This is a genomic window from Paludibaculum fermentans (assembly GCF_015277775.1).
Classification (GTDB): Bacteria; Acidobacteriota; Terriglobia; order Bryobacterales; family Bryobacteraceae; genus Paludibaculum; species Paludibaculum fermentans.
The window spans coordinates 9,183,848-9,197,092 of sequence record NZ_CP063849.1; the positions used below are offsets into that span (position 1 = coordinate 9,183,848).

The 13,245-nt window shown below is 63.0% G+C and carries 11 protein-coding genes; 9 read left to right on the forward strand and 2 right to left on the reverse strand.

Annotated features, from left to right (window positions below; translation table 11 throughout):
* Positions 1-3,057, reverse strand: a complete 3,057-nt coding sequence (locus IRI77_RS36385) for an SBBP repeat-containing protein (protein ID WP_194449820.1) — start codon at positions 3,055-3,057, stop codon at positions 1-3.
* A 438-nt stretch (positions 3,058-3,495) separates the two neighbouring features.
* Between IRI77_RS36385 and IRI77_RS36390 the strand changes: the two genes are divergently transcribed.
* Positions 3,496-4,968: an SDR family oxidoreductase gene (locus IRI77_RS36390; RefSeq protein WP_194449821.1), complete on the forward strand. Its 1,473-nt coding sequence runs from the start codon at positions 3,496-3,498 to the stop codon at positions 4,966-4,968.
* A gap of 15 nt (positions 4,969-4,983) precedes the next feature.
* Here IRI77_RS36390 and IRI77_RS36395 read toward each other — a convergent pair whose 3' ends face one another.
* Positions 4,984-6,168: an RCC1 domain-containing protein gene (locus IRI77_RS36395; RefSeq protein ID WP_194449822.1), complete on the reverse strand. Its 1,185-nt coding sequence runs from the start codon at positions 6,166-6,168 to the stop codon at positions 4,984-4,986.
* 148 nt (positions 6,169-6,316) lie between these two features.
* On the opposite strand from IRI77_RS36395, the gene IRI77_RS36400 reads away from it, so the two are divergent.
* The 8 genes from IRI77_RS36400 (at position 6,317) to IRI77_RS36435 (ending at position 13,230) form a co-directional block, all read left to right on the forward strand.
* Positions 6,317-7,192, forward strand: coding sequence for a GNAT family N-acetyltransferase (locus IRI77_RS36400; RefSeq protein ID WP_228486506.1), 876 nt, complete (start codon positions 6,317-6,319; stop codon positions 7,190-7,192).
* Positions 7,193-7,440: 248 nt separating this feature from the next.
* Positions 7,441-8,859, forward strand: coding sequence for a hypothetical protein (locus tag IRI77_RS36405; protein WP_194449824.1), 1,419 nt, complete (start codon positions 7,441-7,443; stop codon positions 8,857-8,859).
* 356 nt (positions 8,860-9,215) lie between these two features.
* Complete coding sequence (locus tag IRI77_RS36410) at positions 9,216-9,905, forward strand: hypothetical protein (protein ID WP_194449825.1); 690 nt, start codon at positions 9,216-9,218, stop codon at positions 9,903-9,905.
* Positions 9,902-10,309, forward strand: a complete 408-nt coding sequence (locus IRI77_RS36415; protein ID WP_194449826.1) for a hypothetical protein — start codon at positions 9,902-9,904, stop codon at positions 10,307-10,309. The genes IRI77_RS36410 and IRI77_RS36415 overlap by 4 nt, the downstream gene beginning before the upstream one ends.
* Positions 10,290-11,012: a hypothetical protein gene (locus IRI77_RS36420; protein ID WP_194449827.1), complete on the forward strand. Its 723-nt coding sequence runs from the start codon at positions 10,290-10,292 to the stop codon at positions 11,010-11,012. Before IRI77_RS36415 ends, IRI77_RS36420 begins: the two co-directional genes overlap by 20 nt.
* Before the next feature lie 15 nt (positions 11,013-11,027).
* Complete coding sequence (locus IRI77_RS36425; protein WP_194449828.1) at positions 11,028-11,930, forward strand: hypothetical protein; 903 nt, start codon at positions 11,028-11,030, stop codon at positions 11,928-11,930.
* Positions 11,931-11,966: 36 nt separating this feature from the next.
* The gene (locus IRI77_RS36430) at positions 11,967-12,689 is read left to right on the forward strand and encodes a hypothetical protein (RefSeq protein WP_194449829.1); all 723 of its coding nucleotides are present in this window, start codon (positions 11,967-11,969) and stop codon (positions 12,687-12,689) included.
* Positions 12,690-12,759: 70 nt separating this feature from the next.
* Positions 12,760-13,230, forward strand: coding sequence for a hypothetical protein (locus IRI77_RS36435; RefSeq protein ID WP_194449830.1), 471 nt, complete (start codon positions 12,760-12,762; stop codon positions 13,228-13,230).
* The last annotated feature ends 15 nt before the right edge of the window (positions 13,231-13,245 follow it).

The following is a 13,245-nucleotide window of genomic DNA, read 5'->3' on the forward strand; positions in this document are numbered from 1 at the left end:
TCACTGTGCCGCCACTTTCACCGGTAGTACGCCTGCGGTCAGCGGGCCGACCTTGACCGTCACGTAGTGGTCGCCGTCATACAGGCCCGGCACCTCCACCCAGACGTCCAGCACTCCGGCGTCGGTCGTGCTCATTGTGGCAGACACCACTCGCAGCTCCTTCATGCCTGTGTAGGCGGTCACCGGCAGCACCGGGGTTGACGGAACTTCCAGGGAAGCCGCCTGTCCATCCGGCAGCGCAGGGCTCACCGCCCCTTGCCCTGTCAGGCGGATCAGCATTCGCTCACCCGGATGCACCGGATTCTCCGGATTGATCAGCGACCCGTCTTCCTTCCGCGCGTACAGACCGTTGACCAGCGCTTCCAGGTACTGCGGGTTGGCTGCGGCCACGGACATCACCACGGATCCGGCCCGTGCGCCATTCGCGTCCAGCGCCTCAAGCGTGTACGAGCCGGGTTGGATTCCGCTCGGCAATTGCAGCAGGAACGTACGGTCTTTATAGGAACGGATGGGTACCGGCGCGCCGGCCAGTTGGAAGGAGTAGCCGGCCATCGAAGACGGCAGCCCGCCTGGCTCCGCGTCCTCCGCGGCCAGCGGCCCGGGCATGTACGTGTCGAGTTTGGCGAAGAAGAGCGCCCCGCTCGCCACCCCGCTGCGCGATGCGTCGGCGAAGATTTGCTGCCGGGACAGGGTCGAGATCGAGAGCCGCTTGTCGTAATCCTGCGGTGCCACCATGGTGTAGACGGTCACGGTCCGCACCTGCTGGTTGGACGCCTGGAATCGTACGGTGTAGGACCGGTTCTCCACCGCTGCGGGCGTGGCGGTCACCGTCAGGTCCACTGGAGTGATACCTGTGGCCGGGGTGATGGTCAGCCAGTCCGGTAGCGGATCCATCGTGAAGCTGAGCGGATCTCCGGTGCTCTCCACCCGCAGCAGGGCCGAGCCGGCCGGCTGGGCGTCGCTCACCGGGATGGTCACTGCCTGCGGAGTCGTGAACAAACGCGGAATCTGCGCCGCCGCCTCGCCCACCCGGAAGTTCACCGTGAACGTCGCCTGGGCCGGAGCGTACGGCGAGTAGCTGGACCACCGCAACTCAAACGTCACGGTGCGCGTGCCGGGCGAAAGGCCGGCGCCATTTGCCGTAAATGTGATCTCCGTCGGGGTGGTGCCTGTGGTTGTGTTCATGGTGAGCCACGCCGGCATGTCGGTGGTCGGAGTCACCTTGAATTCCATCGGCGCCGTGACCAGGGTGGCGAATATATCGCCTTCCGCCATGCTGCTGATCCGGATGGTGCCGGTGACCGGCGGCGCATCTGGCCGATCCACCGCGAGCTGCACCACTCCGGGCCCGTTGTGGTAAGACTCGGGCTCAAAGACCACCTGAATTGGGCGTTGAATGATCCTCGATGGCAGGAGAGCCAGCCCATCCTGCGCGCCGGGTGCGAACACATACAGGCGGTTCGTCCAGCCCGACTGCTGGATGGCGAGCGCGGTATCGAAGGGCGTTGTGCCCTGGGCGGGCACCGTCTCCACATCCTTGAAGCTCAAGTGCGGGGTCACCCGGATCGGCAGCGTCTTGCTGCCAGTCTCCGCATGCAGGTTGACCGTCACGGGCGGCGTGCTGCCGTCCACTGCCTGATGGGCGCGCAGTTCCATCGCGCCCGCATTGAGTTCCAATTTTGGCGCGTCTGGCACATCGGCATCCATCGCCGCAAACCAGACGTCTCCGGTTCCGCCGGGCCCCAGCGGTGAGAGGTCAGGGCTGGCGGGCGAGTATTCCTGAACCGTGAACGCGAATCGTTCTCCGCTGTGTCCGCACAATGGGCCGTAGCCGACTCCTCCGATGGTCTTGCTTAATAGCGACCCGCCGCCTGGACTCATGCGCAGCAAACCTGTCGTGATGAGCTGCGGAGTGGCATCCCGCCGGTTCTGCGTCGTTAGCACATCAATGCCCGCGCTACCGATGTTCAGGCAGAGGCCATCATCCGAATCCGGCAGGAAGGTGCTGAACACAAGGGCGTCGCCCGCCGGTGCCAGTTTGGCCAGAAATCCGCGAGGGAATCCAGGCAGGCGATCGTATGCCTCCTCGGTGCTGGGAAAGACGGGCTGCGCAAGATTGCCAGTGGAGGTTTGGGCGGATCCGCTAATATAGATGAAACCTTCTCCGTCCACCCCGACGGCCGATCCGTGGTCATCGCCCAGTCCTCCAAACATCGTCGAGAGGAGGATCTGCGTGCCGTCCGGGCTCAACTTCAACAGAAGCACATCCCCTGTGGCAACCCCTCCATCCTCCGATCGCTCCCTCGTCAACGTGTCTACCGTCGGTTTGAAGCTTTTCCCCCAGGCGGAACCCGTCAAATAGGCATGCCCCTGCGCATCCGTGGTGATGGCGTAAATCTGAACCTGGGGCAGGTAGGTTGCATAAACGATTGTGGAACCTTGCGCGTTGATCTTCATCGCAAACGGCCAGGAGCCTTCCGCGTTGGGGCCTTCGACCGTTCTTGGCATGCCTGTGCCCCGCCCTGCGACAAAGGCGTTGCCGTCCGTATCTACCGTCAGCCCGCGTTGCGGGATCGTGCCGGTGCCGCCTAATTTGGTCGAGTACACCAGCGTTGAGCCGCTGGGATCCAACTTGAAAAGGAAACAGTTTCCCGTTGTCGAGGCGGCTCCGGGCGTCGTGGGGAGATCCGCATTGGCTCCCGCGCCGGCCACATAGACGCTGCTGTCCGCGCCGGCCACAATGGCGGAAGGAGTCCCTGGGCCGAGCAGGACACTGTAGAGAATGTTCGCGCCCGACGGATCAATCTTGGCGACGAACAGGTCCTGGTATTGATAGTCGGGTGAGGCCGGCCGGGGCGCCAGACGCTTCGCATTGGGGAAATCCGCCGAGGCCGTCGTGCCCGTGATGTAGACATTCCCGGCAAAGTCCGTGGTGATGGCCGTCGCTGAATCGAGAGCCGACCCGCCCAGCACGTTGGCGTACCGGATCACCGGACGCGCTGTCTGCGCGTAAGCCGCGCTCAAGCCCAGCAGGAGAACGGAAATAGCCCGAAACAATGACCGCCGACCAAATGAGGTCGATTTCGATTTTGTGAACATGCGTCATGGTCATATTAGCGCGAAGGAAATGTACTGTGCGCATTTTGGCGGTTTTCGTCCTAAATGAGAATTCCCGGTCTTCGGAAGAGCAGCGACTTGTGGCAGAAGCGCTGTCGCTGTTCGCGGGAAAAGGAATTAGGGGAGGCTGAAGTCGCCCGGTGAAAAGATCTCCATTTGAAAGGCCTCATATGAGGGCCGCTGACGCTCAACTCCACGCCAGGCGCACGAACGCACAACCCTCCGATCAGCACAATTCCCGCTGTTCCTGGAATGACCTCCGGTTCGGATATTCCTCCCGATCTGTCCTGCTCGCCAGGCACCACCCGCGATCGCCAGGGACTGAGCGACCCGTGAGTTCACACCCGTAACACGCTACACTCAGCCAGCAGCCAAGATATGCAGCGCATCGCCATCACGGGAGTTACCGGCTACATCGGCGGCAGATTGGCGCCCATGCTCCTGGAGTCCGGCTACTCCCTGCGCTGCCTCGTTCGGACGCCCAGGAAACTCGAAGGCCGCAAGTGGACGGAAGACGCCCGGGTGGAGATCCGGAAGACGGAGTTGGCGGATGCCGACGCTCTGACGCGAGAGCTTTCCGGCTGCTCCGCCGCGTACTATCTCGTGCATTCGATGATGTCCGCCGGCGGCGAATACGCACAGCTCGACCTGCAACTGGCCGGGGCATTTGCGAAAGCAGCGGCGGCGGCCGGCGTGACCCGTATCATCTATCTGGGCGGGCTCGGTGAAACCGGCCCGAACCTGAGCCAGCATCTGGCGTCGAGGCGCGATGTCGAATCCGCCCTGGCTTCCACCGGTGTGCCGGTGACGGTGCTGCGCGCGGCCATGATCGTCGGTTCCGGCTCCGCCTCGTTTGAAATCCTTCGCTATCTGGTGCAGCGCCTGCCGGTGATGATCACTCCGAAGTGGGTCAGCACGCGGTGCCAGCCCATCGCGGTGGAGAACGTGCTTGGGTATCTGGTGGGTGTCCTGTCCGTCCCCGAATGCGCCGGTGGGACGTTCGACATCGGCGGCTCCGAGATCCTCCCTTACAGCGAGATCATGCGGACCATGGCGGAAGAGTTGAAACTGCCCCGCCGCTGGATCATCCCTGTGCCGGTGCTGACGCCGCGCCTGAGCTCCTATTGGATTCATCTGGTGACGCCCTTGAGCAGCAGCATCGCGCGGCCCCTGGCCGAAGGGTTGAAGAACGAAGTTGTCTGCCGCGAGGACCGGATTACCCATCTCGTTCCTCAAAAACTGATGAATGTGCGCGAGGCCATCCGGGCGGCCCTCAGCCAGGTGGAGTCCCGCCTGGTGGAGACGAACTGGTCGATGGCCGGACCCATGCTGGGCGATCCCGACTGGTCGGGCGGCACCGTCTTCCGGGATGAGCGTTCGGTCTCCATGGAAGTGCCTGCCTGGGCCGCATTCCGTGCCGTGTGCCGGCTGGGCGGCGAGCACGGCTGGTATGCGGATTGGCTGTGGAAGATTCGCGGGGCGCTGGACCGGTTGGCCGGAGGTCCGGGACTACGCCGCGGACGGCGCGATCCCGACTCCCTGCGGTACGGCGACGCCTTGGATTTCTGGCGGGTCGTTGGAGTGGATCGCGATCAGTCGCTCTCCTTGCGGGCGGAAATGCGGCTGCCCGGCGAGGCACTGCTCGGCTTCCGGATCCAGGACAAGGGCGCCCATGAATGTACGCTGCGGCAAACAGCGCTGTTCCAGCCGCGCGGGCTGTTCGGCCTTCTTTACTGGTATTCCGTGCTCCCCTTCCACGGCCTGATTTTCCGAGGCATGCTGGCCGCGATCCAGGGTGATGCCTTGCGGATCGCGGCTGCCGAGGGAACCCGCCGGGCAGACGCCGGCTGATACCGGACCAGGCTGCTAGCGTGCCGGAAAGTTCAATGCAACCGGCAAAGGCGCGTTGTTGCTCAAGGGCCATTCGCGCCGGTCGCCGGATCCCCAGACCCACACAGATCCATCCTGCTTGACGGCGAACGACTGGTTGCCCCCGGCGAATACCGCTTTGACCCCGCTGATCTTCGCCGCTGCCGGAGTAGCCTGTTCCTGGCCGGTTAGCCCGTTGCCGGCCTGGCCCCAATCCGAGTTGCCCCAGCTTCTGACTGTGCCGTCTTTGAGCAGCGCCAGAAAATGCCGGCCGATCAATCCATTCGCCAGGGCCTTCGCATTCTGGACACCCGGCACCCTTACCGGTTTCCAGGTCCGCTCGTTGTCCTCCCTTTGGCCGTTGCCGAACTCGGCCTGCTGATTGGAGCCCCAGACCCAGACCGTCCCGTCCTTCTTGAGCGCCCCCGAGGCCACGGACGTTGCCGCTACCGAGGCGACGTTATCCAGGCCAGGGATCTCCTCCGGCAACGCTACACGTACACCTTCCGCCAGGGTCCGCCCCAGCCTGGCGCCGGCGCTGCCCCAGGAGAGGACCTTCCCGGTCGAAGTCAGGGCCAGCACGTGCGAACTGGACGCGCTGAGCTGCACTATGCCGGAGACGTTGGGAATGCGCACGGGAACTTGGGCCGCGGGCGTGGATTCGCCCATACGGTTGTTATACACGCCATCGGCCACCATTCCAGAGCCGCGGGAGCCCCAGGCGCTGACTGTTCCATCCTTGTGAATCGCGTACGCGGTCATCCCGGCGGCGGTGATCTGCGCCACCTCCGCCAGACCGTTGACCTCCAGGGGCACTTCCGATCCCGCCAAACCCTGTTCGCCGCGGCCCAGTTCTCCATTCATGCCAAACCCGAACGCCAGCACTTTGCCGTTCTCCAGCAGCACGTAGGATGTTCGGCTGCCCGCCGCGATGTCGATCGCTTTGCCGGGCAGCGCGATGGGCGCAAAGGCGGTCATGTGCCCGCGGTAGTTGGGCAGTGTGGCGCGCGGTCCCAACTGTCCGTCCCGCATGTCTCCCCAGCCGCCCACCGTGCCATCGGCGAAGAGCACCAGCTTGTGCAGTTCACCGGTGATCTTGATGACTGCTCGCGGCGCCTGTGCGCGCGCGAGGCCGGTTGCCAGGAGCAATTGTACGGCCAGGCAGGAGGCGATCCGTTTCATGGTCACAGCCTGCATTATCGCCCAGATCCACAGGGAGGCCCGACGTCCGTACAGTGCGAATCGTTCCAGTCACAGGGCGCTCGGGCAGCGGCCGGCGCGCACTCGGCCAGATGTTATACTTTTTCGGACAGAAAGCGAGGCATCGGATTTGTCCAACATTTCCAGTCAGGACGTAACGATCCGTTTAGCGGCGCGCGAGGATGCCCCGGCTTGTGGCGCCATCTGTTTCGAGGCGTTCGCGAAGATCAATGCGGCTCACGGTTTTCCGTGCGACTTCCCGAGTCCGGAAGTCCCAAAGGGTCTGCTGTCCGCCCTGTTCTCCAGTCCGGACTTCTACTGTGTCGTGGCCGAGGTGGAGGGCCGGCTCGTAGGCAGCAACTGTATGGACGAGCGTGCCGTCATCGCAGGCATCGGCCCCATCACGGTGGATCCGGGCGTACAGAACCTGGGCGTCGGAGGGAAGCTGATGCAGGCCGCGTTGGAGCGGGCGAGTGGCCGCGGGGCCGCCGGAGTGCGCCTGGTGCAGGCTGCGTTTCACAACCGGTCGTTCTCGCTGTACACTCGCCTCGGCTTCGACATCCAGGAGCCCCTGGCGTGTCTGCAGGGCCGTCCGGTGGAAAGGCACGTGCCTGGTTGCGAGGTCCGGCCCGCGCAAACGGCCGATTTGGATGCCTGCAATGAGCTATCGCGGCGTGTCCACGGCTTTGACCGGGGCCGGGACCTGGCGCAGGCGATCCGGGAGCAAACCGCCCTGGTGGTGGAGCGCGCGGGCCGCATCACGGGCTACGCGTCGAGCCTGGCGTTTTTCGGCCACACAACAGCGGAGACCAATGTGGACCTGCAGGCGCTGATCGCTTCAAAGGACTCGTTTGGAGGCCCCGGTTTGTTGGTGCCGACGCGGAACAGCGCGCTGTTGCGCTGGTGCCTCAACAACGGCCTGCGGGTCGTGCAGCCGATGAACCTGATGAGCCTCGGCCTGTACAATGAACCGGCCGGAGCCTGGTTGCCGTCGATCATGTACTAGGGCTGTGGCAGCCCTGCCGATCAATAGGCTTGTGCAAAAAAGGTGGGTTTTGGCCAGGAAAACGGCCGGAGTAGAATTTGGCTCCCCGAGAGGAACCCTGCTACGTAAAGCAGATGGAGAAATGGGCTAGTTGCCGGTGACGACGGTGACGATGGTGACGCAAATAGCGATGCCACGATCAGCATAGCTGTCAGGCGAATTCAGTTGACGCGGCGCCTCGCCGGCAATACTGGCGGCAGGAGGTGCCGATGTCGGAGACTCAACTCCTCATCGACCTGGCTGCACCGGCTGAGTTGTTCTCGACCAATGACGACGAGGCGTACGCCGTTCTGCCGATCAACGGCCACAAAGAGAACTGGCCGGTGCGGTCGAGCCAATTCCATCGGTGGCTACTTGGCCGTTACTTTCAGCAATACCGAAGCGCGCCTCGCGCCCAGGCCCGCCGCGAGGCGATCGATACCATTGAAGCGCGGGCAACCTACGAAGGCACGCCGACGGACGTCTTCACGCGCGTGGCCGTCTCGGACGGTCACATCTATATAGACCTGGGCAGGCCCGATTGGAAATGTGTAGAGATCACGCCGTCCGGCTGGAACGTGATTCAGGAGTCCCCGATCCGGTTTCGGCGAGCTGCAGGGTTGAGTGCACTTCCATGCCCCGTCCATGGCGGCCGCGTCGACGAACTGCGTCCCCTGGTCAACCTCGGCAAGGAAGAATCGAACTGGTACCTATTAATCGGTTGGCTGCTCGGCGCCCTCCGGCCCACTGGACCCTACCCGATTCTCATTTTTCACGCCGAGCAGGGAGCGGGGAAGTCTTTCGCCACTCGGCTGTGCCGGAACCTGGTGGACCCTTCCCAGGCCCCACTGAGAACCGCGCCGGGCGGCGTGCGCGACCTGTTGATCACCGCGCGGAACTCCTGGATCATCTGCGCCGACAACCTCTCAGATCTTTCGCAAGCCACGTCGGACGCGTTGTGCAGAATGGCGACCGGTGGCGGCTACAGTACGCGCAAGCTCTATACGGACCGCGAGGAGGTCATCTTCGATGCCATGCGGCCGATTATCCTCAACGGCATTCCCGATCTGGCGACGCGCCAGGATCTGGCCGACCGGTCCGTTATTCTGCACCTTCCACCGATCCCGGATACTTCGCGGAAGAGCGAGGCTGAGTTATGGCAGCAGGTGGAAATGGTGGGACCGCGTGTAACCGGCGCACTCTACGACGCCTTGAGCGGCGCACTCCGGGATCTGCCGAACGTCCATGTCTCGGGAAAGCCGCGAATGGCAGACTTCGCACTTTGGGTTACGGCGGCCTCGAAGACTCTGGGGTGGCCAGCAAACGCGTTCCTGGACGCATACGAAACCAATCGGCGCGAGGTGGCCGAGACGGCCATTGAATACGACCCAGTGGCCGCCGCGGTGCGGTCCATGATCGACCGCCACAAGAGGTGGTCGGGAACCGCCACCGAGCTTATTGGCGTCCTTGAGGCGTTCGTCCCGGAAAGAACAAGAAGCTCAAGCCTCTGGCCCCGCACTGCCCGCTCGCTGTCGGTAGCTCTCAAGCGCGCCTCGGCCTTCCTTCGCGCCGCTCGAATCGAGATCGAGTCGACACGAGAAGCCCATTCGGGACGACGTCTGACACACCTCCGTAGAATTCCTAAGTGAAGCACGTTTAACAGCAACTACGTAGGGTCTTTCGGTTTCCGGCGTCTCCAACCAGATTCCAGATTACGCTTCGTCCAGGCCGTGTCGCGGCGCTCAGGTACTGATGTCGACGCCGCCTCTAAGTGCGGAGCGCAATCTGCTTCGGACGTGTGCAAGCCCTGGAATATGTGGGCGCCTCACTTAGCGCGTCTATTTATTCCGTACATTCACCTATTTCCTGTCAGCGAATTTCAGTAGGTCACTGGAGTCTCATGCGAGGATCGAACAGCAGATAACACGATGAACTCCGAGAGGAACAGCAACGCGTCGCCCACGAAAGCGGGCAAGGAGTTCAACGTCGAGAGAGGAGTAAACAGATGAGCATTGTGTACCTGAACGCAGACCGTATTGGCAGCACGTTGTGCCTTGCCCTGCTCTGCTTGGCCATCGCCGGTACCGGAATGGCCCAATCAATCGAATTGCCTGGCCAGCAGCAATCCAGTCCGGCGTCGGTCCAGGCGGTGCCGGCCGACTCAGGCCAAACCGGTTTGGCGTACTTCCTGGGCCAGCAGGATGCGATCCAGGCTGACGTTGCCAGACTGCAGGCGGAACTGGACGACCTTCGGAGGAAATACTCCGCCGATCCGAATGCGGCACTGCGAGAAGAGATCCGCGCGCGCGAGGCGTTCGCGGCCAGACTCCAGATTGAGCGCGCCGAAGCCCGCAAGTTCGTCAGTCCGACGCTAGCGGTGACACTCGATTGGGTGGCCCGCGACGCGCAAGAAGGCGCGAACGCTGTCAAGGCCGACCTCAACGCTCGACTGCGCGTCCCTACCCCCGAGCGGGCCGCGCTAAAAGCGCAGATCGACAAGTTGCAGCAGGAGATCGATCGCAAGGTCAAGCTGGCAAAGGTGCTGGCGGACAAGATCAAGTCCCTCCACGACGACCGCCGGCGCGAAGAGGTGATATCCGAACTGGACGCGCTAGCGAAGACCACCAGTGGCAGTAGCCTTGCCGGGACAGCGGCAGCGACTGTCACGGTCCGGGATAGGGAGAAACACCAATGAATCGTCTCCTCTTCATCATTGCGATCGCTGTCGTCCTGTTCGCATCCGGCTGTGGCAGCGGCGACCAGCAAGCGGGCAAGACCGGCGTGACGCTGACGCCTGCGACGCCGACGCCGGCCGTGGAACAACCGAAGCCCAGCCCGACGGAGCCAGTCAAACCGCAGGCGGCACCAACGGCGCCACCGACACCAACTATTCCGGCGTCGAACAAGCGCAAGCCGGCGAGTGTACACCGGGCCCGCTCTGTGGCGCAAGCCTTGGCACAGGTTGCGCCTGCCGCTGTCGAAGATGGTCGCTCCGTCAAACTCGCCAACGAAATCCTCGACCTGCCGCTTCAGGATCGGCTGGAGTGGAGCAGGCAAGAGTTCGCAAAAAGGGGGATCAATGTTCGCGACGATCGATAGTCCATACCGGCCCTGGCCCACGTTGTGGGGGCTGTGCGTGGTCTCAGGCACCCTGGGGCTGGTGATCTTCTACCAAGGGGTCTGGCCGTTATTGCTGGACATCGAGCCGCCGGTTCCTCGCATCGCGGCGTTCCGGGTCACTCGCCTAGCTCCGGCGCCCACGTTCAAAGTGGTGCGCGCCGGTGGTGGAAGGCGGACCGCTCACGCCGCCGGATCCGCCGTGAAGCACGCCATGCGCTCGACGGCCTCCGTGATCCCCGGGACCGCGCAGTGGCGCGACTATGTCGAACGGGGCCAAGGCCTCGACTTCGCCATCGTAGCGGAACAGTCATTGCCGGTGCTGCGGGCCTACGGCGTACCTCTTGCCATGGCCAGCCAGCGCCCACGCGGGAAGGCATTGCTGTACGACCTCCAGACCGGTCACCTGAGCCCAGGGGTGGTGGCGCAAGGCGTGGTGGTCCGTGAGGTGGTAGGTCTGCCGGCGGAGTTCGACAAAGCCCTCCGGCAGGCCGAATTCGAACTCGGCTTCCGCCCGCGCGTTTGGGCCCTGTATCCGGGCGATCTATTCGCCGTGCTCCGCTCCTTGACGGAGGAGGCGCTGAAGCAGCAGGGCGTATCAGCGGACTCGGTGCAAGAAGCCCGCGTTCGGATGAGTCTCGCTGGAGGACGGGCATTTACCGTGACGTTGGTCGGGCACTCGTAGGGAGGACAAACAACCATGCCGAAGATCGGGATTTTTTTGACCTTGACTGCCGCGCTGTGGGCCCAGCAGTACGACAAGTCCGTGCGGGACCTCGCCGACCAGAGGGATGCCGCCTCCGCCGAACGGTCGGACAAGCTCAAAGTGATCGTCGGTGCGGAGAAGATCCTGCGTGAGAGGCTGGGCTCAGATTTGGGCTCCAAGCTCATCGCGGAAGCGCCATTCATCCATTTGCGATTAATGGCGTGCATGGTGAAGGGTGATTTCAGTCGCCAGGCTTCGAAGATCTACGCGGAAGCCGCGGAAAAAGCAGCGAAGGCGGCGGACGAGTACGAGGCTTCCACCGGCGCCGCGAGGGGGTCATCGCCCCAAGCCACGGAAGCGAGGCGAAGCCTGGAAGATGCGACCCGTCGCGAAGCGGAGCTGAGAGCAAAGCCGGCGTTGAACGGCGTGGAGAAGGCGGAGTTGGAAGGCCTGCCCACCTTCATGCAGCAACTGCGGGACACCATAGCTCTGTACGAGCGGATCGAGCAACCGGGTCCGGCAGCCGCCCGGGCGAAGGACATGGCCCGCCAAATGCGCGAGAAGGAAGCGTTGTTCCTGTGGATGGTCAAGCGGGAAGCCGGCAACACCAAGTTCTACAACGCGCAGTGCATGAATGAGTTTGGCCAGTTGGAATGGATCGACCAGGCCGAGCACGACAACCAGACGATCCGGGAATATGACCGACTTGGTGAAGGGCGGAACGCTCCCAGCGGGGCGGTCAGGCCCAGCGAGCGCGCCACAGCGACGGCAGGCACTCCAGGTCTGGACGACAAGGACAAGCTCAAAGAGGCCGATCGCATTCTGAGCGACCCTGACGAACTGGTGCGGCGTTTCGAGCAGTTGAAGCAACTCAGTGGGCAAGGTAAGTCGAAGTAATGAGATGTGGATTCGCGAGAACAAAGGAGCATGGAAATGATAGGCAAATGTGAGACGTTCATCCGGATGGCCCTCGTGCTGTCCGTTCTGGCTGGCCTGGCTATGGCTCAGTCGACAATCAACGGAGCGGTGACCGACATCACGACGGTCACCGGGTCCCCGCTGTCCATTACGGGAAATAACTCCACCGCCCGTCTGGGCTCGACCACCATCGTGCGTTCCACGATCAACGGGGCGCTCACCGACATCACTACGGCGACCGCGTCGCCAATGACAATTGTCGGGAATGGATCGAACGCACGCATCGGTTCGATCGATGTTGAGAACTCCACCGTGAACGGCGCGATCACCAACATCACGACGGCCACGGCGTCACCGATCTCCATAGTCGGAAATAGCTCGACCGGCTATATCGGCGGCGCCAGCGTCCTCAACTCGACGTTGAATGGCGCCATCACCAGCATCACCACCGCCTCGGAGTCGCCCATCAGCATCGTGGGCAACAATTCGAGCGGATCCATTGGCGGGGTCACGGTTCAAAACGCCCGGATCAACGGCGCGGTAACGGACATCACCACCGCAACTGCGTCTCCGATCAGCATCGTTGGGAACGGATCTTCGGCGTCGGTTGGCGGAACAGCGGTAACCGGCTCCACGGTTAACGGCGCGCTGACGAACATCACGACCGTGACGGGCTCCCCCGTGACTATCCTGGGCAACCGTTCTGTCGGCGTGATTGGGGGCATCATCGCCAAATAGCCAAGCGGCCGCGGTGGCTCAAGGTGCACGGTCACCGCGGCCCTTTCAGAGTCAGCAAAAGGAACACTTCATGAGGAACTCTATTCTGCGTCTCGTCTTGGCAATTGCGATTCTTGGCGGGGCGATGCTGCGGGGGCAGCACACCACCAAGGTTCTAGGCGCCGTCGTGGCAAAACCGGTGGCGACAACGGCCCTGCCTGTAACTATCGCCGGAACACTGACGATGGTGGTGAATCGTTCTCGCGTTCTCGGGGAGAAGGTCGACGGCTCCGGAACACGCTATTTTTCGGTGAGAGATTCGGACCTTGTGGGTAAGACACCCGCTCAAGTCGCTCAACGGCTCGCGCCTGCCGTGGTGACGCCTAAGGAGAATGTGAGGACGTTGGAGATCGTTGTCGACCTCGAACGTCCGCTCTTCGTGACGACGACCGGCAAGGCGCCCTTCGCCATCGGGACGGCGATCCTCGACGGCAAGTTGAACAACCTCCAGGTGAACACCAATATCACCCTCGGGGAGGTCAAGATCACAAGGAAGGAATAGAGGAACCGATATGAT